Raw genomic sequence first — 22,463 nt, forward strand, 5'->3', positions numbered from 1 at the left:
CCCACCACCTACCCGATGCCTCCACCCATGGAGTGGCCGGTCGCCGAGGAATTTCTCGCGAAGCGCGACGAACTCGAATGGCACACCTGATGACCTGCGCGTTGCCATCGACCCGGACGGCAGGGTCGGGCGTCCCGCAGGTAACCCGGCACCAACGGCAGACAGCACGGAGAGGCGAAGGTGATGGCACCCGCCGCCAGCGCGATCGGCGCGGCCAGCAACAGCGGACCGGCGGTGACCACCTCAGAGACATCCGACAACATCAACACGACCGCCTATACGCCTAAGTTACTTAGGGAATTCTAGGAACGGTCATGGCCGCTCTCCTCACCGGGACGGCCACGGCGCCGATCGGGTCACGAAGCGAGGAGGCTGGCGTGCAGTTGCTGGTTGACTTCCAGCGCAATTACGGCCAGAGCCAGCACGACGAGCAGAGGCTTGCTCCAACGCCACTCGATGGTCAGCCAGCGGCCGGACAACGCACCCACCAGATGGCGCATCAGCGCCAGCACCGCACCGACGCCCAGCACCGGGCTCAGCGGGTTGTAGGTCCAGGCCAGGCGCCACTCTGTGAGCATGGTGTAGCGCAATGCCCGTGTGCCGCCGCACAGCGGATCCATGATCTCAAGACGATGCAACGGAGAATGCAGATCGACAGGCGGCAACCCGAAGATCGCGAGCATGGCGCCAACGAGCAGACCGGCTGTGGCGACATACGTCCACACCCGGTGCCGATCCGACGAGTCCCAGCGCAGGCCCACAGAGGCCACACGCCCGACTTTATACGAGGACGGGAGGTGCAGGGATTTACCCTGCACCTCCACCCATGATTTCCGCCTCGCCCGGCGCGCTCCTGCTCTGGCGCGATGTGATCGTCGGTGTGCAGTGGCCGGCAAGGTCTCCCGAAACGAACAGATCTTGGGTGGACGCGGGGCACTCCCGCTCGCCCTGGGGCCCAAGGCAGGTTGGTAGGCGTGGAAGAGCCGCCGCAGTGGTGGCGATGAGGCGCCGGACCGAAGGCGTCGGAGGTCGCCGCGGTCACCGTTGCCAAAGGCGGCGACAACATCTGGTGTACGTTCCGGTGTTCGCCATGAGTCGCTCTCACAGCAGCGCACCCGCGGCGACCACGGGCGCCAGCGCCAGCACAGTCCAGGCGAACCAGCGGTGCACCTGCCCAGCCGGCAGCCGTGCGGCTATGCGTCCCGCGGCCAGGGAGGTGAGCAGGGCCGTGCCGGCGAAGGCGGCCACGATGCCGTAATCCAGGTGCGCACCAGCGTGTCCGGCGAACCCGGCCGCCGAGTTGATCAGGATGATGACCAGCGAGGTGCCGACGGCCTCGGTGGCGGTCAGGCCGAGCAGCAGGCTGAGCGCGGGCACGACGGCGAATCCGCCGCCGACGCCGAGCACGCCGGTCATGAGCCCTACTCCGGCGCCCGCGGCGAGCGTGCGCGGCAGGCAGCGGCGGCGGTTGATCCGTCCCGTTTCGGTACGGCAGGCGCCGCCGCTGGACTCCCGGCCGCGGAGCATGCGTACGGCCACCACGGCCATGATGACGGCGAAGGCGGGCAGCAGCAGCGCGTCCGGCAGGCCGCGGCCGAGGAGCGCGCCGGCCAGCGCGGCGGGAACGCCGCTCACGGCGAACACGGCGGCCACGCTCCAGCGCACCTGCCGCCCGCGCAGGCGTGGGATGAGGGCGCCGATGCTGGAGACGGCCACGACGACCAACGCGGTCGGGATCGCGACCGCCATGGGCTGGCCGGCGCCGTACACCAGCACGGGCACGGCCAGCACCGAGCCGCCCGCGCCGAGCAGGCCGAGGCTGACGCCCACGACCACGGCGCCGATCAGCACCAGGGCGAGCGTCGCCGTCGTCATCGGCGACAGGCCTGCGCGAGCGCGGCGGCGGGGTCGGTGGCGGCCGCCCGGTTGTACGGCAGCCGGGCCAGCAGCAGTCCCATCGTGCAGGTGTCGCTCGCCCCGGCATAAGTCAGCCCGGCCCCGACGAAGGCGGTGACGAGCAGGCTCCAAGGCGTCAGGAGGCTCAGCAGGACTGAGACGAGGACCAGCAGACCGGCCACGAGACGGACCTGCCGTTCCAGGCTCCAGCGCTGCCGACCGCGGGTGACGGGCGCGCCGGACGCGAGCCAGGCGTTCATGCCGCCGGTCATGACCAATGACGTGGACAGCCCTGCCCCGGCCAGCATGGCGTGCGCGGTGCTGGCCCGGGCGCCGGACTGGCAGACGAGCACGACTTGGCCGGGCGCGGCGTCGCTGAGCTGGGGAAGATGGCCCTGCAGCCGGTCCAGGGGCACGTTCACGGCGCCGTCGATGTGCGCGGTCTCGAACTCGGCGGGGGTACGCACGTCCAGCAGCAGAACGTCGGCATCGGTGGCGGTCATGGCGCGGGTGGTGGCCACGTCGATGGTGGTCAAGAGGGGTTCTCCGTTCAGATGGTCGGGACTACTCAGACGGCAGGTTCGACCGGTCGGGGCTGCTCAGGCGGCCAGTGCGGCGGCGACCTGAGGGGCTCCGGCTCCGGTGAGCACGACGGGCTCGAAGCCGTGGCGGGTCAGGATGGTGGCGGCGATGGCGGCGCGGCGGCCGGAGCCACAGGTCACCAGGACCGGCCGGCCCGGGTCCAGTTCGGCGGGGATGCCGTCGGTGAGCAGGTCCGGCAGGAAGCGCTCGCTCGCGCCCGGCAGCGGGGCGGCACTGCGTTCGCTGGGCATGCGCACGTCCAGGACCTGGGCGCCGGTCAGCCGTTCCAGGAACGCCGGCAGCTCGGCCAGCTCGAAGCGGGCGGTGGCGGCCGTGCCGAGGTCGTGGATGACGCCGCGCACGTCGTCGAGTCCGATCCTGGCGAGCTGGGTGCGGGCTTCGGCGACGTCCTGGCCAGGCTCTGCCACCAGGGCGATCGGCTCGCCGTACCGCAGCAGCCAGCCGGCCCAGCTGCCGAAGTCCTCACCGAGCTCGATGCCGGTCGCGCCGAGCAGGAACCCGGCGGCCTGCGCGGCCCGGGGCCGGATGTCGAGCACCTGCTCCTCATCGGTCAAATCGGCCACCGTGATCTCGGGCAAATCCGAGCTTGGAACCGAACGTGCGCCGAGGAGGTTGGCCGGCCCCATGTGCGCGTAGAAGGCGGGGATGGGCATGGGCTCAGCCAGCAGCTCGTCGGCGAGCGCATCAGCGGAGGGCAGCGCGAGGAGCGGGTTGCCGTCCTGCTCGGCGCCGATGGTGGAGGTGTAGCGGCCCGCGCCGGTCGTGGTGCAGAACGATCCCTCGCCGTGCGTCGGGAACAGGCCGACGTCGCGGGGCAGCGCGGCCAGCCGGTGCAGCGAGCCGTACTGCAGCCTGGCCAGAGTGCCGGCGCGCTCAGGCCCGAGCAGGTCGGGACGACCGGCCGAGGCCACCAGCAGACTGCCCCCAGAGAACACCGCCACCGGCTCCCCGTCGATCAGCACCAGATAGCTGGTGTGCTCAGGCGTGTGCCCAGGAGTATGCATCGGCCGAATACTCAGGCTGTCGCCGCCGTCCAGGTCCTCCAGGTGAAAGGCCGGCGTGTGCGGATATGAGGCCGCCGCGCCAGCCGGCAGCACCAGCTCCGCGCCAGTACGCAAAGCGGCATGGCGCGCGCCGGAGACGTAGTCGTTGTGTAGATGAGTTTCCAGCACGTACCGCAGCTCCAGGTCGCGTTCCGCCGCGACGTCCAGGAACCGGTCGATGTCACGCTGCGGATCGACGAGCACACCCTTGCCTTCATGGGCGAGCAAGTAGCTCTGGTCGCCCAGTCCAGGCGTGCGAAACGTGACGATCTCCATCCGAGTCTTCCTTCCACAGCTCAAGTACCCTGGGGGGTATATGACAGGCACAATCTGGCCCTTCGGGCGTTCGACGAGGATCCCGACGACCCTCTAGGCGCGTCAGGCCAGCGCCAGGAAGAGCTTCTCCAACTCTTCGACCGACATGGGAACCTGCTCTCCACGCGCCCGGGCGTCCTGACAATGACGCAACCCGCTGGCCACGATCTTGAAACCCGCCCGGTCCAGCGCCTTGGAGACGGCCGCCAATTGCGTGAGCACCTTGACGCAGTCCTCCCCCGCCTCGATCATCGCGATGACTCCGGCGAGTTGCCCGTGAGCCCGCCGCAGCCGAACTACAGCATCGCCCACCATCGATTCCGTCAGCTCCATACCCCCCAGGGTATACCATTCCGACATGGGTGTAGCTCGTTCTCAGTGACCGGAGCGATCAAGCAGTGAGGGCATATCCGTCCTGGTAGCTGGTCTGGTGGACACGATCGTGTTGCCGGGCGAGGTGGTAGCTCCAGTAATCGTCGAGATGCCCGTTGGCGGTCAGCGCGCGGAGTTTTAACACCGCCTCGGCTCCGGTCAGGCCCCAGCGTGCTCCGGAGAGGTCGAATCTGTCGGCGATCAGATGACGGCAGGCGCCTTCGATCACGCCGGTCGCGATCGGCCATCCCTCCTGAAGCGCTTGTTGTAGCGCAGGTGTTCGGCGTTGTTGGTCAGGTAGCGGATGCAGGCGTCGATGCCGTCGCGGCGCCGGGCGGGTAAGGCGGTGGCTTGGGCGGTCAACGCGGTGATGACCTGGTCGGTGTGCCCGGCCAACAGTGCCAGAGCGTGCGTGGCGACCCAGTCCTCGGCGGCTGTGACTCCAAAGCGGCGATCTGCTCCTGGATCTCCTCGATCCGCTGCCGGGCCACAGGCTCCCGTCGCGCCAGTTCGTCGAGCAACGAACCCACCGTCACCACCGCCTTACACGCCTGTACCTACGGTAGAAGGCGGCACTCCGATCAAACAGTCATGACCACAAAAGCCCAGCTCAGACACTCAGCGAGAACGAGCTACACCCTTCCTAGCAGGGGATGTCACTCTCGCTGCAGCGTGGTTGGCGTGGGTGTAGTGAGGTGGGAGACGGGTAGGCCGGCGCTTTTCCAAGCTTGGAAGCCGCCGATGACATCGGTGGTGTTGTGCAGGCCGAGTTGTTGCAGGGTTGCGGCGGCCAGGGAGGAGGAGTAGCCCTCGTCGCAGAGCACGATCCAGGTGGTGTCGCGGCTGGTGGCCTCGGCGATCCGTCTGGTGCTGCTGGGGTCCAGCCGCCATTCGAGGTGATTGCGTTCGATGACGATGGCGCCGGGGATCTCGCCGTCGGCCAGACGTTGGTAATGGGGGCGGGTGTCGACCAGCCTAGCGCCGTTGCCGACGGCTTCGGCGGCTTGGAGCGGATCGAGACGGTGCAGGCGGGCACGTGCGACGGCGAGCATCTCGTCGATGGTCATGGGCGGATCTTCCTCTGGCTGAGGTGGGATGGGCGGGCTACCGCTGTGCATCGTGGCCCAGGTAGTCGGTCAGTACGGGTGCGAGGATCTCGGCGGGGACGACATGACCCTGCCCCTGGAGGACCTGGTATTGCCCATGCGGCATGGCGTCGGCGATCTGCCGGCCCGCCTCGACCATCCACTCAGCGCTGGTGCTGCCGCACAGGACCAGTGTCGGGATGGCGACGCCGCTGGCCTGCTCGATCGGTGTGCGGCCTGCTCTGCTGGTTTGGCTTAGGACCTCAAACGGATCGTGGGGAAGGGTGTGCGCGTTCGCCTGTGTCGCGGGGTCATGGCTCATGTGCTCGATCAGCTCGGGCGGCAGCCCGGTGAGGGCCAGGAACGCCGTGACCGCCTCGGCGCGGCGGTCCTGGGCGAGCAGCGCAGTGATGGTGGCGAGCTGGGCTTGCGTCCTATCGCGTTCTTCTTGGTCCTCCTGCAGGGAGAAGGGGGGCTCATGGAGGACAAGCCTGGTGATGGGCAGGCCGTGCGCGGCGGCGTGCAGCGCGAGGGCCGCTCCGGAGGAATGGCCGTACACCGCCGCCGTCCCTCCGGCCTCGGTGATGAGCGCCGCCAGATCTTCGATCTCGCGCTGGACCGCGTACGGTGCGGTGTCGTCGCTGTCGCCTCGTCCCCGCCGGTCGTAGTTGATCACTGTGAAGGTGCGCGCCAGTTCCTCGGCGAGGGCGCGCGTGGCTGAACGGTCGCAGAGCGCCCCGGTCACCAGGACGACCGGCGGGCCATCCCCGAGCCGATCGAAGACGATGGGAGTGCCGTCGGCCGATTTCACGGTGTTCATGCCGCTCCTGTTCGCGCGGTTGATTGATGTGCGTTCATCGGTAGGACTGTCACTGTGGGGCAGAATCGTCGCTTGTGAGCGACGTGTTTTCCGCACCGGCCGCGGACACGACAGCCCAGGATGCGGAGGATCTCGACCTGACCCGGGCGCGCGCCGGGACGATGCCGCCTTCACCCGCCTGGTGACGCCGTTGCGCCGGCAACTGCACGCGCATTGCTATCGGATGCTCGGTCGGCTCACGACGCCGAGGACGCTTTCCAGGACGCCCTGCTACGGGTCTGGCGGGGCTTGGCGCGCTTTGAGGGGCGCAGCTCGCTGCGCTCGTGGCTGTACGCGGTGGCCACTCGGACCTGTCTGGATCTCATCGCGGCCCGTAACCGGCGGGCTCTGCCGTTGGATCTCGGCCCGTCCAGCGACCGCGCCGTGGTCGACGGCGCCCCGCTGGCCGATGTCGCCTGGCTGGGCCCCTACCCGGATGCGGATCTGGCCGATGGGCCGGCCGCTCCGCATGCCCGCTACGAACAACGGGAAGCCGTGGAGCTCGCCTTCGTTGCCGCCCTTCAGTACCTGCCGGGCAACCAGCGTGCGGCGCTGCTGCTCATCGACGTGCTCGGCTTCGGCCCCAACCGAGGTCGCCACCATGACAAACACCTCAACTACGGCGGTGAACTCGGCCCTGGCGCGAGCTCGACGACGCACGCCTGCGCGACCTCGTCGCCAGGTCGCCATCGCGCTAGAACGCGGCGACGCCGACGCCCTGATCGGGATGCTGACAGAGGACGTCACCTGGTCCATGCCGCCGCTGCCGACTGGTACTACGGCATCGCGGCCGTCACCGACTTCGCCGTGCGGGTCCCCTGAAACGACGCTGGCGACATCTGTCGACCCGTGCGAACGGCCAGCCCGCCGTGGGTTTGTACCTGTGGGACGACGCTATGTGCTCGCACGTGGGCTGGATGATCACGGTCCTCACCTTGCGCGGCGAGCATCGCCGAGATCACCTCATTCATCGGCGCCGACCTCTTCACGCTGTTCGGGCTGCCGGCCTCGCTGACCAGGAGGTAGATGGGCAGGCTGGGACCGCGACAACCCAGCGCTTCAGGAGGGATGGCCGATCGCGACCGGCGTGATCGAAGGCGCCTGCCGTCATCTGATCGCCGACAGATTCGACCTCTCCGGAGCACGCTGGGGCCTGACCGGAGCCGAGGCGGTGTTAAAACTCCGCGCGCTGACCGCCAATGGGCATCTCGACGATTACTGGAGCTACCACCTCGCCCGGCAACACGATCGTGTCCACCAGACCAGCTACCAGGACGGATATGCCCTCACTGCTTGATCGCTCCGGTCACTGAGAACGAGCTACACCCTTCCGACATTTAATCCCAAATTCGGGCAGGCTAACCACCAGAGGCACGCCTGCATCGGTCAATCACGCGTGAGGTGTGGTCGGGACAAGGTGAACGCGTTCCGCAAGCATCGCCTGAAAGTCCGCGCAACTGGCAAAGTCCTCGTGGTCGCAGTTCAGCGCGCAGTCGATCAGCTCGAGCGACGCCTGCGCCTGAGCGATACGCCGCTCCAGGTCGCCGCGATGGCGGTGGAGGATCTTCCGCCGGACGACCGGGTCAGAGGTGGTGAGCATCGCGCGGAGATCTTCCAAGGCGATGCCTGCTTCCCTGGCTCGCAGGATCACCGCGATGCGGTAGAGATCGTCGCGGCTGTAGCGGCGGCGTTCACCCTCGACACGCATGGGAGCGAGCAGTCCCATCGACTCCCAGTGCCGCAAAACGTGGGGTGCCAGTCCGAAGCGGGCCGCCACTTCGCCGATCGCCATCTCCGGATTTGACCTCATGTCGACATTAAGTCGCATGGTGACGTGTATGTCGAACCACACAGAACTCATCAGGCTGCTCGACACCGCCGACGCCATCCCAGCCGCCGCGATGCTGCGCGCTCGCTCGTACGACCTGCTCAGGCTCCAGCCGGGAGATGTCGCCGTCGACGTGGGCTGCGGCGCAGGCCGGGCGGTGGCCGAGTTGCGCGACAAGGGGATCAAGGCCGTCGGCGTGGACACCAGCGCGGAGATGATCGGGGTTGCCCGTGCGCGCTGGCCCGGCGCGGATTTCCACGTCGGGAACGCTTGCGAGCTTCCCTTCCATGACAGCGAGATCGCCGGCTACCGAGCGGACAAGGTCTACCACGAGATCGCCGAGGCTGCCCGGGCGCTGACGGAGGCCAAACGTGTGCTGGCCCCTGGCGGCCGGATCGTCCTCATCGGGCAGGACTGGGACGCCTTCATCATCGATTCCGATCATCCTGTGCTGACACGGACGATCGTGCATTCCCGTGCCGACCTGACCTCCAATCCACGCGCTGCCCGCGGCTACCGTAATTTGCTGCTGGACGCCGGCTTTCATGAGGTGGAGGTCGAAGTACACGTCGGAGTCTTTACCGACGGGATGATGCTCGGCATGCTGACCGGCATCGCCCAGGCCGCTCACGCAGCCGGAGTCATCACACGCGAGCAATATGAGACCTGGACGGGCGAGCAGACCCGACGTGCCGAGCAGGGCCGGATGTTCCTCGCGCTGCCGCTATTCGTCGCCTCCGCCACACGGGGCGAGGAATAGCCAGGGGGATGCATTCGCGAGCCAGTCGGTCCACGTGATGCGGTGGGCGCGGCTCCTGCGGCTTTGTTTCGGCGTCTCTCGAATGCGCACGGTCGAGCATCCAAGCTAACCGGTCGACGGGTGACTATCGCGCCCCGGCGGTTTGCGGGCCGCGAGCCGCTCAACAATGCCGATCTTGAATCGGTCATGGCGTTCGATGCTGAGGCCTTGCTCTCGTACCGCGTCGATCGGGCGCCGCAGGAAGTGTTCCTCGCCCAAGGGGACCGTGACGAGTTCGAGCAGGCGTTGCACGGCGCGGGCGGGCCAGGCCGAGGCGGCAACGTGATCGGCGAGCAGCAGAAGCCCGCCGGGCCGTAGCACGCGCACCATCTCGATGACCGCTCGGCGATGATCCTGGATGGAGCACAGGGAGAAGGTGCAGACGACGGTGTCGAAGGTGTCGTCGGCGAAGTCGAGCGCCTGCGCGTCGCCTTCACGCAGGTCGGCCTGCAGGCCGAGCTTGGCCGCCCGCTGCCGGGCGCGCTGGAGCATGGCCGGGCTCCATTCGATCGCAGTCAACCGAACGTCCTCGGGATAGTGCGGAAGGTTGAGCCCCGTACCGATGGCCACCTCGAGCACGTCGCCAGCGGCCTGGGAGCAGATCCAGGCGCGGGTGTCGCCGAAGACATGCCGGTCGAAGAATCCCATCTCCTTGTCATAGGAGCGGGCGTGCTTGTCCCAATAGCGACGTAGGCGTTCGGTGCGCTCGTTGGAGGCCATGGGTGGCTTCTACCCTCTCTCGAACGCCTTCCAAGGACGGCACCCGAGCGGGCACCATAACCGCCGTCCTGAGCCGGGCACGTGGCGCGCAGGTGAATGGTGTCGCCGACGCCACCCGTACGCGCCCGTTGATTCGTCTTTCCTGGGCCGGCCGACCTAGCCGGAACCGCAAAGGCGGGGAGAGTCCTACCCCGATGCCGCTACCTGTGGACTGGTCGACAGCCGAGGAATTGCACGCCGGAGGGGACTCTTGACGGTTCAAACGCAACGGGTGGTGCAGGGAGCCGCACCGCGCCCCCTGCACCACCCGTGCTTCCCCGACCATCGCAACTGGCAAGGAGTCTGTTGGCCTTCTTGCGGTCAGGCCGACTTGTATTCGGGGTGGCCGTAGCCGACGACCTGGGACTTGGGCCGGATACGCTGCTCGACCTTGCCGTTCCCGGTGTTGCCCTCGATCGTGGTGATCGTGCCGTCGCCGTTGTCCTTCTTCACCAGGCCCATGTGGTCGATGCCAGTAGTGCTCTTGCCGTTCCAGTCGAAGAAGACCACGGAACCGGGCTTGGCCACGGTGTCCCACCGGTTGTTGGCCTGGAACCACTTGGCCCAGGTGACGGTGTAAGCGTCCCAGCCGACCGTCGGGCGGGCGCCGGCTTTCTCACCCACCCAGGAGACGAACATGGCGCACCACGGGGCGTTGGCGTAGGCCTGCACGCTGCCGCCGTCGCGGGACAGGGTCTCGGCCGCCCGCGGGGAGGACATGTACCAGCTGTGGAACGGCGTGCCGCCGCCGGCAGCGTTCTCCGTCACGCCGATCTGCGACTCGGCGATCTTCAATATGGCGTCGGCGCTCACCTGAGCGGCACCCTTCTGCGGGATTGCCTGGGAGGAGACGACGTTGGATCGCGAGGATTGCGCTGTGGAGTGGTGGTCGGCGGCAAAGGCCGGGCTGCCGGCAAAAGCCGCGCCGGCTGCCACGCTGATCCCGGCGGCGAACAGGGAAAGGCCTGCGGGCTTCAGGGCATGGGGGATGACGTTCTTGGGCATTACTTGGGATTGCTCCTTGCTTCCATGCCGCCTACCGGGTTAGCTGACGGGTTCGGGCGTGGAAGTGCCCTACGGAGCGCACCGGTATGGAGCGCGCCGATTCACCCCAGGGAAATGGGTCCCCGGCTCCGCGAGATCGCGAATTCGGCGGCCGCGGTCACCTTCACGAACATGATGTTCGCGCTGGTGAGACACGGTCTCGGCAATACGGAGGCGTCACACGGCATGAAGTGCTACCAGGCGTACGCCCTAAGTCATTGAAGGTAAGCGAATGGCATAGAAAGATGCAAGCCGGGTTCGAATGAACGCAACAGAATCCCCTACGGCGTAGGCGATTGCGGCAAAATTCTTTACCTACATCCGATCGTAGAAGGGGTTTACTAGGGCACTTTGCGCGCCGTTCAGGACACATCGCGCAGGGCCGGGGACGAGAGTTGTTTCGTAAGGACCGCCACGCCCGCTAAGCCTGCAACGGGTCAATGGGGAGCACGTGACGTGCCCACCAGTGGGACACCTGCGGGACCGGGGCCGCTTCGGTGAGGCCGGGCGCATAGTCGTCGAACGAGAAGTCGTAGACGTATCCGACGATGACGCCTGGACGACGCAGTTCGGCGAGTCGTTGCACTCTGGCCAGCCCGCGTCCACGCTGCATCGGAAGCCCTATGATCGTTGGGTGGCAGCGATGCCGGGGCCTTAACTACTTGCGCAGCCAGCAGGCTTTGCGAGCCTGCCCGCCCATTCGCCGGGCTGCCGGTCGCTGAGGCCGAACATCAAGTAGCGGCCGCCGGGCGGGGTCACGGAGTTCAGCCCGTTGGGGAAGGCGACGGGGCCCTGGTCGTTCCGCTTCACGTGGGGCCATGGGTCCGTCACAGAGCCTGTACGTGCTTTGTACTGCAACACTCGGCTTCGGTCAGGGAGCCGCCTCTAACGTCCCCCGCGGCCATCGTTTCGGTGAGGAGTGGAATGGCTGGGTAGGGAGGCGGACACGCGGCTGCCTCCCCACCCGCTCGTCACGGGCGAGGTGCCCGGCGGTCCCGGCGCGCCTCGAGCTCTTCCGCGCTCACCGGTATGACCACCGGCTGTCCGGGCGCACAGAGCAGCGTGGCGAGGTATACGGTTTCGCCGTCCGAAAGGTTGTTGCCGCCCTGGTAATGGATGACGTCGCCGCCCGGCTCCCAGAACGTCTCCCCGGCCTTGATGACGCGCTCCGGTTCGCCCTCCAGCTCGAAGAGCATCTCGCCCTTGACCACGTACCCGAACCCGGGGCCGGGGTGGCGGTGCGGCGGGTTACCCGGGCTGCCAGGCGGCAGAGTGATCAAGACAGTCGTCGCCTCAGCATTGTCGGGGATCGGTGCGTTCGGGACCGACGCGAGGATCTGCACCGTCGGCGACGGCGGAGTCGTATTGGTGTCTTCCATGCTCATGATGGGAAACCTCACCTTCTCCGGTTGTGTTGGTTCTCTTCAATAAGGACAAGGCAGCACAGGGATCTGTGACAGCCGAATTATGGCCGCCTTGCCCTCGACCCCGGTTCAAGTCAGGGAGCGTGACCGATTTACGGTCATGGAGGTCTGGCCTCCCGAGTTTGGTGCTGCTGGGTTTGCGGTAGCGCGTCCAGCACCCCCCGACCTTGGACGTCGCAGTGAACTCCGGTTTCTCAGCCCAGGTCGAACATCACCGCCCCTCCGGGCCGATCTGCCCGTACAGCAGCGGCTCCCAGAGGTTGCCGCGGTGGTGGACTTCTCGATCTGCTCGTACTGCTTGGCGAGCCTCCGGAGCCCTCCGCCGTCTTGGCGACCGCGCCGAGCCAGACCAACGGCCGAGGCGGGTCTCACAACCCCATTCGAGCGTGCCCCCACAATGGGCGGGACGATCCTGGCAGCGGATGCGACAGCGACTCCTCCCTCGGTTCGAATCCTCGCTGCCGCCAGGTCCTGATCGAGTACGCGCTCATGAGCCCCCGCTCCGCCCAGCCCTCGCGGTGACGCTGACCGCCTGGGGCCCCTAGATGGAGGTGAAGAAGTCGCCGGACCCGCGGGTCGACGATTTCCTCGAGAAGTACGTGCACGGCAAGCGGACTCCCGAACCGGGGCCCCTACACCGCAGGGAAAACGGCATGACCTCAGCCCGACGCGGGAGGCGGTAGCTGTCAGGTTGGCCCTTCCCTGCCCGGCGACTCGGCGGTCCTCAGCCTGGTGGCGTAGAACACCGCCACGGCCTCGCAGTGTGATGAGAATCACGATCGCGCCGTCATGCGACATCTCCGTGGACCCGTTCGGGGGTGTTGGTCCGGATGGCCTGCCGCCTCATCCCTTCAGAAATGGGGGATCCGGAGCATTGGGCCCGCCGCTTTGTGTGGAGTAGGTGTGCAGCGTGTTGAAGCTGTGCTATATGGGAAGTTACGCCCGCGGCGCCGAGCAGCAGTTAGCATTCACGGCATGGTTACGGCCTGGTCACGCTCCGGCTTGCTGCGGGCCCGCATTTCTGCGGGGCCGCTGGGTTTGCTGTGGTTGGCCGCGCTGCTGCTCGGCATCCTGTTCACACATGGACTGAGCGCGGGGGGCGCCAAGGGGCATCTGACGGCCGGTGTGACCGCGCCGGCGTACGCATCCGCCGGGACCCACCAAGGTCACACGAGCGGGGCCGCACACAGTGACGATGTCGCGTATCCGTCGCTCCAGGGCATGGCGGCCGAGGACCGCCACGATGGTGACGGCTCTTCCCATCCGGCTCAGCAATGCGTGTCCGGCCAGCCGCCGCAAGGCCCTGATATGGCCGCGCCTTGTCTGGCCGCGCTGTATTGGGCGCCGGCCACGCACGCCTACGCGGTGGGGAAGTCCGGCCCGTCCCGGCCCGAGTCGGTGGTTCCCTCATCGACGGGTTTAAGAGGTTCGGTAGTTCAGCAGGTCTAGATTCCGGCGCCCGCGACTGGTCGCCGCCTCCTGAGAATCGCCAGTCCTCGGCTCCGACCGGCTGGGTCGGACAAGTGCGGCCAGTTCCCGTCACTCCAGACGCCCGTGCGCCGCGCTGCCGTGCGGGATCTGTCTTCTCCGGTGTCTACCTGGAACTTTGCTGATCTCTGTCAGCCGCTCTGTCCACAACCGTGAGCAGCGGCTGCCAGCTGGAGGAACCATGCCGTTCCACTCCCTTCCTTACCCTCACATCGGCCGCCCCGCTGCCAGTGCTTCGTGGCTGCTCCGGCTGATGATGGCCGTCGTCTTGGGCGGTCTGCTGCTGTGGGCGTTCGCCTGTTCTGCCACGCATGACAGCAACGGTCATACGCATGGCCGGACGCCGGTGTCGGCCGGCCACCTCGCGCTTGCGGCAGAGGCCGTCGAGCCAGAGACGCCCCACGGCCCGCATCCGCACCCCGGCTCTGGGTGCGCGCCGTACGCGGCCAGCCATGTGCTGCTGCAAGCCCGGCCGTTGTTCACGGGCCCGGCCTCCCTGACTGCCTTCGCCGCAGTCGCGGTGGGAGTGACTGCCACCGTGGCTGTCCGGCAGCCAGTCGCGCGTCCCAACGGCACCAGATCCCGGATACGGCGTTACGGCCGAACCAGACTCTCCGACGTCTGTCGGTGGCGGATCTAGACCAGGGCTTTCGCAGCCCCTCGACAGCGGCTGCCGCGTGCTGCCACCAGGGCAGAGGTACATGCCTCGTCCAGGCGGGACCGCACGCGAGATGAGTACCCCGTCACTCCACCACTGAATTGAGCGAAAAGATGCACCCGCAAACCACCACTGACATCACACCTGCCACCCGATCCGCCCTTTCCGGGCTCGTCGGCAACACCCCGGTTCTCCGGATTTCCGAGCCCTTCGCCCCATCTGATCGCGGTTTCTGGGCGAAACTAGAGGGCTTCAACCCCGGCGGGATCAAGGACCGCCCCGGGCTGCACATGGTCGAGCAGGCCCGTGCCCGCGGGGACCTGCGCCCCGGCGGCAGGATCATCGAATCCACCAGCGGTACCCTCGGCCTCGGCCTGGCCCTGGCCGGCATGGTCTTCGGGCACCCGGTCACCCTGGTCACCGACCCAGGGCTCGAACGGTCCATGACTCGGCTGCTGACCGCGTACGGAGCCCAGGTCAACGTCGTCTCCGAACCCCACCCCACCGGCGGCTGGCAGCAGGCCCGCCGCGAACGGGTGGCCCAGCTCATGAAGCAGCACCCCGGCTCGTGGTGCCCCGACCAGTACAACAACCCGGACAACACCACCGCCTACACCCCGCTGGCGCTGGAGCTGGCCTCCGAACTGGACCGCATCGACGTACTGGTGTGCAGCGTAGGCACCGGTGGGCACTCCGCCGGCGTTTCCCGTGTTCTGCAGCACCTCTATCCGGAGATGAAGCTCGTCGGCGTCGATACCATCGGCTCGACCATCTTCGGACAGCCCGCCCGTACCCGGCTGATGCGCGGCCTGGGATCGAGCATCTACCCCCGCAACGTCGCCTACGACCACTTCAGCGAGGTCCACTGGGTCGCACCGGCCGAGGCAGTGTGGACCTGCCGACAACTCGCCGCGTCCCACTACGCCACCGGTGGGTGGAGCGTGGGTGCGGTCGCCCTGGTGGCCGGATGGCTGGCCCGCACCCTGCCTGCGGACACGAAGATCGCAGCGATTTTCCCCGACGGCCCTCAGCGTTACCTGGGCACGGTCTACGACGACGACTACTGCGCCGCCCACGGCCTGCTCGACTCCCCTCCGCCCGTCGAGCCTGAGGTGATCGGCCGCCTGGACGAGAAGGAGGTCACCCGCTGGACCCGGTGCACCACCGTGGTCGACCCGCTCACCCTGGCGGACCACGCGCAGGAATCCGATGAGGCCAGCCTCTGTGCAATGTCCGACACGTCGGACGGCGCCGGCGCCGTTGACGCGGTCGCCGAGGTCGACGCGAAGGAGGCCGGGTGAAGGAGACCATCGCTCAGGTGCGCTCCTACCCGCGTAGCGTCCAGCTGTTGATGGTGAACCAGTTCACCATCAACCTCGGCTTCTACATGCTGATGCCGTACCTGGCCGCCCACCTCTCCGGAACACTCGCGCTGGCCGGCTGGATCGTCGGGCTCATCCTCGGTGTACGCAACTTCAGCCAGCAAGGCATGTTCCTGGTCGGCGGCACCCTGGCCGACCGACTCGGCTACAAGCCGATGATCACCGCCGGGTTGATGCTCCGCATCGTCGGCTTCGCCACCCTCGGGCTCGTCGACTCCGTCCCCGCCCTGCTGGCTGCCTCCGCCGCCACCGGGCTGGCGGGAGCCCTGTTCAACCCAGCCGTCAGGGCCTATCTGGCGGCGGACGCCGGGGAGCGCCGGGTCGAGGCTTTCGCGCTGTTCAACGTCTTCTACCAGGCGGGTATCCTTCTCGGCCCGCTGGTGGGCATGGTGCTGACCGACGTCGACTTCCGCGTCACCTGCCTGGTGTCGGCTGGCATCTTCGCCCTGCTGAGCATCGTGCAGATCCGTGCCCTGCCGGCCCGGCGCGCGGGCGACGCGCAGGCCACCAAGGGAGCCGGCCAGCGGGAACGGGTGCTGTCCCAGTGGCGCGGCATCGTGGCCAACCGGCCGTTCCTGCTGTTCTCGGTAGCCATGATCGGCTTCTACGTGATGCAGTTCCAGGTCTATCTCGCCCTGCCGCTGGAGGTTCAACGGCTCGGCGGAGACGGGGAGTTCGGCACGGCGGCGGTGGCGGTGCTGTTCGCTGTCTCAGGCTTGAGCACGATCTTCTTCCAGACCAAGGTGACCGCCTGGTGCAAGGCCCGGATGGAGCCAGGAAGGGCTCTCACGTGGGGGCTGTTCACCATGGGCGTGGCGTTCGTGCCCCTGCTCGTGCCCACCGTGGTCGCGGTGCCGGACGGCGGGGTGGGGCTGTGGCTGCTGGCGGCGGCGCCGTCGACGCTCTCCGCGTTGCTCCTCGCGGTGGGCGCGATGATCGCCTACCCGTTCGAGATGGACACCATCGTCCGGCTCTCCGGTGACCGACTCGTCGCCACCCACTACGGGCTCTACAACACCATCTGTGGTGTCGGCATCACCCTCGGCAACCTGCTTACTGGCGCGGCCCTGGACGCAGCCCGCGCGGCAGGCGTCTCCGCGCTCCCGTGGATCGCGTTGTTCACGCTAGGCCTGGCCTGTGCCGCCGCTCTGTACGGCCTGCACCGGACCGGGCGCCTGGCGCCGCCGACCGCGCGCACCGCAGAGCCCGAGCCCGTGACCGCCTGACTTGCACCTCCAGCCGACCACGCCCACTTCCGGGAGCGATCGTTGGGTGCGTACGTCGCATCGGCGCCCGCGGACAGAAGCACCGCCGCGTTCGTCCGCTCGTGCCACGGCCACCCGGGCCGGCCCGCCACCGGCCGAGAGACCCTACTCACGCATCACGTCGCCGCGCCCGTACGCGGGCGCGGCAGGTTGCGTTTCATGCCAGCCGCACTCCTCAGCGCCCGCACGACCACATCAAATCTTCGGCCGCCTCGAAGGCTCATGAAGATCTTTGGTTTTGGCCGCGCCGCGTTCGGCTGGGTGCTTCACAGCAGTTGCGCCTTGACAAATCCGGCCAGGAGGACGGTAACGCCGCCGATCTCCCCCAGGATCAGTCCGGCCATGAAGAGAGTTGTTCCGCGGACCGGCTGGCGAAGTTGATTGTCGGTATCTCGGCGCCAGCCGTGGTAGACGTAGGTCGCGATCGCTGCCACGAAGAACACGACCACGACGCCGGCCGCGACCAGATCCACCATCGGCGACCAGCCGCTCAGCTCCACGAACACGGCGATCAGCAGCGTCGCGAACGAATACAGCAATGCGGCCCGGTGAGCGGTGTCCACGTAGGGATGCGCCACGTGCTCCTCAGAGCGCATCATCTGCTGGTATTTCCACACGCCCAGCGCCAAGGCTGCCAGGAAGATCAGCCCAGCCAGCAACAGCACGATCGTGGTGTCCGTGCCCAGTACCAGATCACTACGCACGATCCGCCGCCAGGAACGGAAGCAGCAGCGCGAAGGCCTTGTCCGGACAGTCATCGTGCAAGGAGTGCCCGCCACCTGGCACAACGTGTGCTTCTACGCTCGGCAACCGCGCAGTGAATCCTTCGATGAATCGGACAGGGAAGAGGCGGTCCTGGCTACCCCACAGCAGCAAGACCGGTACGTCGACAAGGCCCAGATCTCGTTCGGTGTCCGACCACCGCACCGAGCGCTCCACGCGCAGCATGTCCGCGAGCAGGGTCGCCCGGTTACGCGCCGACCTCATCATCTGCAAGAAGTCATCCAGCCGATCCTCCGGCACGCGATCTCGGTTGACGAAGGACTTGCGCAACAGGTGCCGTGCCGACCCCGCCAGCGCCCAACGAACGGCGAGCTCACCGACCAGCGGAAGCCGCGCCAGGCGGAACTCCCACGGGTCCCTGGCATTCGACCCGGCTGGCGCGATCAGCACCAGGCGGGCCACCCGACCGGGGTGCAGCTCAGCGAGCCGTAGTGCGAAACCCCCGCCCCAGGAGTGCCCGACGATCATCGGCCGTTGTACATTCACCGAGTCGAGAAAGTCGTGGATGCACCGGGCGATCGCGTCAATGCCGAACGGGGAGACGCGGTCGAGGATCTCCGTGGAGCCTTGTCCCGGCGGGTCCAGTGCGTAGACGGTGTACTGCTGCGCGAGGACGCCGAGCATCGCCTGGAATGTGAGCTTCCACCCGCCGCTGCCGGGCAGCAGCAGGACGGGCGGGCCACTTCCGGCTCGTGCGTAGTGCAAGCGAGCCCCCTCGGTATCCACATGGGTCTCATAAACCCTCAGTGGCGGCTCTTCCCCTGCATCCATCTCGCCCACCCCCCTCCAAGTCGAACACATATGTACAACTTATCGCGCGTTTGACTATACATGCCCCCCTGGTGACCGCCTTGGCCACTCCGCAGCTCCAGGCTTCAGATGATGACGCCTTGTCCAACCGCAAGATCGGTGCCTACTTGCCAACTCCGAAAGGTGTTGGCGGCCAATCTGTGTCCTGCCGGCGGCCAGTTTCCGGGGAGCCATCTGACTGCCCATCTCACGCTCTGCAGCCATCTCCGGCTCGGCTCCTGTCGTCAGAAGATCTCGGCGAGCCGGCAACTGGCCGCCGACGGGTACGAGCCCTTGGCCGTAGCGTTTGACGATCTCGATGATCTTCTTGTGCGAGCCGAGCCAGGAGCCGGCCAGGCACCACAGGGCGACTCCAATGGCGAACACGCCGATCGTGAGGATCGTGGGGCCGGTGCCGTGGTACGGAGCACCGGGGTGTGGACGGAGATGTTGTCGGCGCCGTTGGCAACGGGTCACTCCGGCGGCCGAGATGAGTCCGGAGGCAACAGCAGGGGAGGTGTCCTCTCCGTCGTTATGGGCGCGAATGGGCCGAGACGAGACACTTGACGCCCAGGGCAAAGGGGACCAGGCTGCCCCCGATCTGTCTCCAGCTCTCCTTGATCGCCGACTTGATCAGCCGCTCAACGCAGGCGTATGAGCGTGATGCCGTGCGGGCCAGGACCTACCGCGACCGAGCGCTTCGCTCCATCGAAAACCACGACGGTGCCGGCACCGTGCACAGCGACCGCCGTGATGCCGTCGAGTGTCGCGACATGGTGAGGCGCCGAGCCGACCCGAACGGTGCCGATGGACTTTCTGCCCTGCGGATCCACCCGGTGCAGCGTGCCTGAGCCGTTGTCGGACACCCAGAGCACTCGCTGGTCCATGGCGAAGTGATGGGGCTCCTCGCCTGCCATCATTGTTCCGGCCACTCGCCGCGTCGACGCGGTAACCACGGTGAGGCGCGAGGACAACCAGTTGCTAAGCCAGACCTCCCGGCCGTCAGGTGTGAACGCGATGTCGTGCGGAGCACCTCCGACATCGGGCCGCGCGATCAATCGGCCGTCGCGCGCCGATCTGACCTGAAGCTGGGCCGACCCGTTGATCGTGAGCCAGAGCTGCTGTCCGTCTGGGGAGACATCCAGATCATGTGGACGACCGCCGGTCGGAACCCGGCGGACCACTCTGCCCTCGGGCATCGAGAGAGCGACGAGTTGTCTTCCCTGCTCGGCCGTTGTCCACAGTAGTGCGCCGTCAGGAGTGAAGGCGGCGTCGTGCGGCGAGCCGCCGACACGAGTTCGTGCGACCAGGCCAGCGTCATCACTTCGGAGGATGACCACTTCGTCGGAGGGCGGGCTCGTCACCGCGACATATCGTCCGTCCACGCTGGAGACGAGATTGTGCGGCCCCGCCGACACGCGGATCCGCCGCTTCACAGACCACTCCGGAGTGGACAGCACAACGACCTCGGCGGCATCCTCCACCGCCGCGAAGACTCGATACTCCGCCGGCGATTTCCGAGTGGTGTCGCTCACGGTAGTCGTGGGGGCCGGCGAGCTGGGACTCACGTTGGAGGATGTGCTCGTGGCGCACGCTGTCAGCAGGGTGAGCACCATGGCCGCGCCCGCCGAACGGACTATCGCCCGAAGCCTGATTCCCATGTCGCCTCACACGAGATCCGGCGCTCGCGACGCTCGATCGTCGGCAGCCCGTTGCGCGAACCTGCGGCTGCAGCGCTCGGCCGTGCTCGTCGCCGCACGCCGCAGGTAGTAAGACACCAGGTACGCAGGTCAAAGATGGGAGCTTGACTCGACCGGATCCGACCCCTCCTTGGCGTCCGGCTCCTCGATGCCGAGACGAGCGTCGACCAGCAGGCCAGCCAATCCGATCACAACACCTATAACGGAGACAACGACCAGCGCCGGATCGATACGTCCGGTGAGTGCGTCGCCGAGAACGACCACGGCGATCGTGCCGGGAAGCACACCGACGGCCGTGGCGATCAAGTAGGGCACGAACCGGATCGACGATACGCCGGCGCAGAAGTTGACCACCGGGAACGGAACCGGCCCGATCAGCCGGAGCGACCCGACGGCGAGCCAGCCACGACGGGCGAGGCGGCGGTTGACCGCCGCGACCGCCGGGTGGGTCAACCGCGCGGCTATCGCGTCGCGACCGATCGCACGCACAAGCAGAAAGGCCAACGCCGCGCTTACTGTGGTGGCAGAGATCGCGATGGCGATACCGGTGACCGGCCCGAACAGGAGTCCGGCGCTGAGGGTGAACGGGGTCCGCGGGAGGGCGATGGTCCCCAGCGCATAGGCAAGGAAGAACATGAGTGGCAACCACGGACCGGCCGCCCGTGCCCAGTCGCGAATCTGTTCGACGTTCGGATTCGGGACGAGCAGCGCGATCGCCACGAACGCCGCGAGGAGCACCACGGCGCCGATCAGCCTCCGATCACGGAGCCGTGGCACACGGCGGCGCATCAGCATGCGATGTGCTGTCGGCGGTACGCGGGGCAGGAGGCGGGGTGGAACAGTTCGATCAGGTTGCCGGCGGCGTCTGTGAGCAGGACCCGGTGCCCGCCGGGGCCGGACACCCGGTCGCTTCGGAAGGACAGTCCAGCGGTGCTGAGCCGGTCGATCTTGGCATCAAGGTCGTCGACGATGAGGTGGATCCGGTTGCGGCCGGTGGTGGCGGCGTCATCGGGTGTGGCGCCGGCGCCGGAGGTGGTCGGCCCGGACAGCAACAGTCGCAGCAGGCCGCGCCTGACGTCGGCGAAGGCAGCGGCGGCCAAGGCGACGGTGAAGCCGAGGTGGGTGGTGCAGAAGTCGACAGCTGCCCGCACATCGTCGATGGAGTAGCGGACGCCGACCAGTTCAGTCGGCGCGGTCGTCATGGTCAGATCTCCTTGTTGGTGTTTACAGAGGCGTTGTGCTGACGGAGACACGAACCGATACGGGTACCCTTTGCGACACGCCGGAATTCCGGTAGGCCCCCCACGGTCGGTGTCCCCGGCGGCGATTTGGTCGAACGCGACGGCATCACGTACTGGTTCCGCCCCGCCCACTGCCGCGACGCCTTCACCAGACAGGGCTCGCCATCGCACTCGCAGCATAGGCGACAAGCTGGTCGTCCATGTCTCCGCCCGCGGTCGTCGGTTCTCATGGTCCGCTATTGCATGTAGTAGATCGGGCTTTCCTCGGGATGCCAGAGGACGGAGAGGGAGAAAATCGTGGCGATCGAGAGCACCAAGGCGCCAACCGGCATTCGCCAGCCATGCTCGGCTCCTGAGGTCCCTAATGAGATAACCGAGTGTCTCGTGTGTGATCGGGCAGACTTCGGGTGGGTAGCCGCCGGTGCGTCTTCGAAACCCAGGGCGTCGGCTATCTCTCGCACGACTCCAGCGACGATGAACTCGTCGGCGCCCATCGCGAAGGCGCCGAGCACCATCGCCCAGATCGCTAGTGGCATCTTCCTCATCGCAGGCTCCCGTTGACGTGGAAGGTCGGCGTGCCGGACTGCGATCCACAGTCCTGCACGCCCTGAAGCCGCTCTAAGACGCAATACCCCATAGGGGTATTCAGCACGAGAGAAAGATTCTTTAGGGAGACTGCACACCGGAGCTCGCGAGCGATGTCAGATTCCGAAGTCAAGTGCACGAATGCGCGAAGTGGTCTGCACACCGCAGTAGGCGCGCAGACCACTCGGTGATGATGCGCGGCCTAGCGGTGAGTGATCCACCAGAACAGCAGGCCGACTAGGCCGGCGCCGGTGGCATGGGCGGCGCCACGGGCGAAGGCGATACCGATGGTGCGGCGGAACCGGCAGACGCCGGCCAAGCGGCGTCCCGGCGAGGGCGGGACACTGTGGGGCGCCGGAGTGTTGGTGTTGGTCATGGCGGCATGACATCGGGGATGGCGACGAGGTTGAAGGTATGCCGGATGAGTCCGGATCTGCGGGGCTACGCTGCCGGTGAGCGGGGATCCGGACCGGTCCGTCCCGGATCCGGATGACGGTTCCTGGCAGGTGAGGAGGCGGGGGCGGCGTGGCGGTATTCCGGCCGGA

The 22,463-nt window shown here is 67.3% G+C and carries 26 protein-coding genes, 1 pseudogene and 1 riboswitch; of the genes and pseudogenes, 6 read left to right on the plus strand and 21 right to left on the minus strand.

Features of this window, described 5'->3' with window-relative positions; genetic code table 11:
- Positions 1-356: 356 nt before the first annotated feature.
- The 9 genes from OHA25_RS40875 to OHA25_RS40910 all read right to left on the minus strand — a co-directional run bounded on the left by OHA25_RS40875 (position 357) and on the right by OHA25_RS40910 (position 6,134).
- Positions 357-770, minus strand: a complete 414-nt coding sequence (locus OHA25_RS40875; protein WP_327582266.1) for a DUF2752 domain-containing protein — start codon at positions 768-770, stop codon at positions 357-359.
- A gap of 331 nt (positions 771-1,101) precedes the next feature.
- The gene (locus OHA25_RS40880) at positions 1,102-1,875 is read right to left on the minus strand and encodes a sulfite exporter TauE/SafE family protein (RefSeq protein ID WP_327582267.1); all 774 of its coding nucleotides are present in this window, start codon (positions 1,873-1,875) and stop codon (positions 1,102-1,104) included.
- Positions 1,872-2,432, minus strand: coding sequence for a rhodanese-like domain-containing protein (locus tag OHA25_RS40885; protein ID WP_327582268.1), 561 nt, complete (start codon positions 2,430-2,432; stop codon positions 1,872-1,874). The genes OHA25_RS40880 and OHA25_RS40885 overlap by 4 nt, the downstream gene beginning before the upstream one ends.
- Positions 2,433-2,495: 63 nt before the next feature.
- Positions 2,496-3,818, minus strand: a complete 1,323-nt coding sequence (locus tag OHA25_RS40890) for an MBL fold metallo-hydrolase (protein WP_327582269.1) — start codon at positions 3,816-3,818, stop codon at positions 2,496-2,498.
- A 102-nt stretch (positions 3,819-3,920) separates the two neighbouring features.
- Positions 3,921-4,190 carry a metal-sensitive transcriptional regulator gene (locus OHA25_RS40895; protein ID WP_327582270.1) on the minus strand — a complete coding sequence of 90 codons (270 nt, stop codon included), beginning with the start codon at positions 4,188-4,190 and terminating at the stop codon, positions 3,921-3,923.
- A 58-nt stretch (positions 4,191-4,248) separates the two neighbouring features.
- The gene (locus tag OHA25_RS40900) at positions 4,249-4,458 is read right to left on the minus strand and encodes a hypothetical protein (protein ID WP_442941944.1); all 210 of its coding nucleotides are present in this window, start codon (positions 4,456-4,458) and stop codon (positions 4,249-4,251) included.
- Positions 4,455-4,625 carry a hypothetical protein gene (locus tag OHA25_RS61620; RefSeq protein ID WP_442941945.1) on the minus strand — a complete coding sequence of 57 codons (171 nt, stop codon included), beginning with the start codon at positions 4,623-4,625 and terminating at the stop codon, positions 4,455-4,457. Before OHA25_RS61620 ends, OHA25_RS40900 begins: the two co-directional genes overlap by 4 nt.
- Positions 4,626-4,885: 260 nt before the next feature.
- On the minus strand, positions 4,886-5,296 hold the full coding sequence (locus tag OHA25_RS40905) for a rhodanese-like domain-containing protein (protein ID WP_327582271.1): 411 nt from the start codon (positions 5,294-5,296) through the stop codon (positions 4,886-4,888).
- Positions 5,297-5,333: 37 nt separating this feature from the next.
- Positions 5,334-6,134 (minus strand): alpha/beta fold hydrolase, encoded by an 801-nt coding sequence (locus tag OHA25_RS40910; protein ID WP_327582272.1) that lies wholly within the window; start codon positions 6,132-6,134, stop codon positions 5,334-5,336.
- Positions 6,135-6,347: 213 nt separating this feature from the next.
- On the opposite strand from OHA25_RS40910, the gene OHA25_RS40915 reads away from it, so the two are divergent.
- Both OHA25_RS40915 and OHA25_RS40920 read left to right on the plus strand, forming a co-directional pair.
- Entirely contained in the window at positions 6,348-6,995 is a 648-nt protein-coding gene (locus tag OHA25_RS40915; protein ID WP_327582273.1) for a sigma factor, read from the plus strand.
- A 235-nt stretch (positions 6,996-7,230) separates the two neighbouring features.
- Positions 7,231-7,470: pseudogene (locus tag OHA25_RS40920) on the plus strand (ISKra4 family transposase); the annotation flags it as partial.
- Positions 7,471-7,563: 93 nt separating this feature from the next.
- Here the strand turns inward: OHA25_RS40920 and OHA25_RS40925 are convergent.
- On the minus strand, positions 7,564-7,965 hold the full coding sequence (locus OHA25_RS40925; protein ID WP_327582274.1) for a helix-turn-helix domain-containing protein: 402 nt from the start codon (positions 7,963-7,965) through the stop codon (positions 7,564-7,566).
- 46 nt (positions 7,966-8,011) lie between these two features.
- Between OHA25_RS40925 and OHA25_RS40930 the strand changes: the two genes are divergently transcribed.
- On the plus strand, positions 8,012-8,761 hold the full coding sequence (locus tag OHA25_RS40930; RefSeq protein WP_327582275.1) for a methyltransferase domain-containing protein: 750 nt from the start codon (positions 8,012-8,014) through the stop codon (positions 8,759-8,761).
- Between the two features lie 105 nt (positions 8,762-8,866).
- On the opposite strand, the gene OHA25_RS40935 is transcribed toward OHA25_RS40930, so the two are convergent.
- The 4 genes from OHA25_RS40935 to OHA25_RS40950 form a co-directional block, all read right to left on the minus strand.
- Positions 8,867-9,520: a class I SAM-dependent methyltransferase gene (locus OHA25_RS40935; RefSeq protein WP_327582276.1), complete on the minus strand. Its 654-nt coding sequence runs from the start codon at positions 9,518-9,520 to the stop codon at positions 8,867-8,869.
- A 360-nt stretch (positions 9,521-9,880) separates the two neighbouring features.
- Complete coding sequence (locus tag OHA25_RS40940) at positions 9,881-10,564, minus strand: CHAP domain-containing protein (protein ID WP_327582277.1); 684 nt, start codon at positions 10,562-10,564, stop codon at positions 9,881-9,883.
- A 13-nt stretch (positions 10,565-10,577) separates the two neighbouring features.
- A riboswitch (cyclic di-AMP (ydaO/yuaA leader) is annotated at positions 10,578-10,724 on the minus strand.
- A gap of 300 nt (positions 10,725-11,024) precedes the next feature.
- Positions 11,025-11,216 carry a hypothetical protein gene (locus OHA25_RS40945; protein ID WP_327582278.1) on the minus strand — a complete coding sequence of 64 codons (192 nt, stop codon included), beginning with the start codon at positions 11,214-11,216 and terminating at the stop codon, positions 11,025-11,027.
- A 358-nt stretch (positions 11,217-11,574) separates the two neighbouring features.
- A complete protein-coding gene (locus OHA25_RS40950; RefSeq protein WP_327582279.1) occupies positions 11,575-11,982 on the minus strand; it encodes a cupin domain-containing protein in 408 nt (135 codons plus the stop codon).
- A gap of 1,020 nt (positions 11,983-13,002) precedes the next feature.
- Here OHA25_RS40950 and OHA25_RS40955 point away from each other — a divergent pair.
- The 3 genes from OHA25_RS40955 to OHA25_RS40965 all read left to right on the plus strand — a co-directional run bounded on the left by OHA25_RS40955 (position 13,003) and on the right by OHA25_RS40965 (position 16,781).
- The gene (locus tag OHA25_RS40955) at positions 13,003-13,476 is read left to right on the plus strand and encodes a hypothetical protein (RefSeq protein WP_327582280.1); all 474 of its coding nucleotides are present in this window, start codon (positions 13,003-13,005) and stop codon (positions 13,474-13,476) included.
- 810 nt (positions 13,477-14,286) lie between these two features.
- On the plus strand, positions 14,287-15,474 hold the full coding sequence (locus OHA25_RS40960; RefSeq protein WP_327582281.1) for a PLP-dependent cysteine synthase family protein: 1,188 nt from the start codon (positions 14,287-14,289) through the stop codon (positions 15,472-15,474).
- A complete protein-coding gene (locus OHA25_RS40965; RefSeq protein ID WP_327582282.1) occupies positions 15,471-16,781 on the plus strand; it encodes an MFS transporter in 1,311 nt (436 codons plus the stop codon). Before OHA25_RS40960 ends, OHA25_RS40965 begins: the two co-directional genes overlap by 4 nt.
- 305 nt (positions 16,782-17,086) lie before the next feature.
- Here the strand turns inward: OHA25_RS40965 and OHA25_RS40970 are convergent, their stop codons facing one another.
- The 7 genes from OHA25_RS40970 to OHA25_RS41000 form a co-directional block, all read right to left on the minus strand.
- Positions 17,087-17,524 carry a hypothetical protein gene (locus tag OHA25_RS40970; RefSeq protein WP_327582283.1) on the minus strand — a complete coding sequence of 146 codons (438 nt, stop codon included), beginning with the start codon at positions 17,522-17,524 and terminating at the stop codon, positions 17,087-17,089.
- A complete protein-coding gene (locus tag OHA25_RS40975; protein WP_327591116.1) occupies positions 17,517-18,374 on the minus strand; it encodes an alpha/beta fold hydrolase in 858 nt (285 codons plus the stop codon). The genes OHA25_RS40970 and OHA25_RS40975 overlap by 8 nt, the downstream gene beginning before the upstream one ends.
- A 659-nt stretch (positions 18,375-19,033) precedes the next feature.
- Positions 19,034-19,927 carry a YncE family protein gene (locus tag OHA25_RS40980; protein ID WP_327582284.1) on the minus strand — a complete coding sequence of 298 codons (894 nt, stop codon included), beginning with the start codon at positions 19,925-19,927 and terminating at the stop codon, positions 19,034-19,036.
- 255 nt (positions 19,928-20,182) lie between these two features.
- Positions 20,183-20,887: a TVP38/TMEM64 family protein gene (locus OHA25_RS40985; RefSeq protein ID WP_327582285.1), complete on the minus strand. Its 705-nt coding sequence runs from the start codon at positions 20,885-20,887 to the stop codon at positions 20,183-20,185.
- Complete coding sequence (locus tag OHA25_RS40990; protein ID WP_327582286.1) at positions 20,881-21,294, minus strand: VOC family protein; 414 nt, start codon at positions 21,292-21,294, stop codon at positions 20,881-20,883. The genes OHA25_RS40985 and OHA25_RS40990 overlap by 7 nt, the downstream gene beginning before the upstream one ends.
- A gap of 275 nt (positions 21,295-21,569) precedes the next feature.
- Positions 21,570-21,878, minus strand: coding sequence for a hypothetical protein (locus tag OHA25_RS40995; protein WP_327582287.1), 309 nt, complete (start codon positions 21,876-21,878; stop codon positions 21,570-21,572).
- 242 nt (positions 21,879-22,120) lie between these two features.
- Entirely contained in the window at positions 22,121-22,294 is a 174-nt protein-coding gene (locus OHA25_RS41000; protein ID WP_327582288.1) for a hypothetical protein, read from the minus strand.
- Between the last annotated feature and the right edge of the window lie 169 nt (positions 22,295-22,463).

The sequence above is a fragment of the Nonomuraea sp. NBC_00507 genome (assembly GCF_036013525.1).
Taxonomy (GTDB): Bacteria; Actinomycetota; Actinomycetes; order Streptosporangiales; family Streptosporangiaceae; genus Nonomuraea.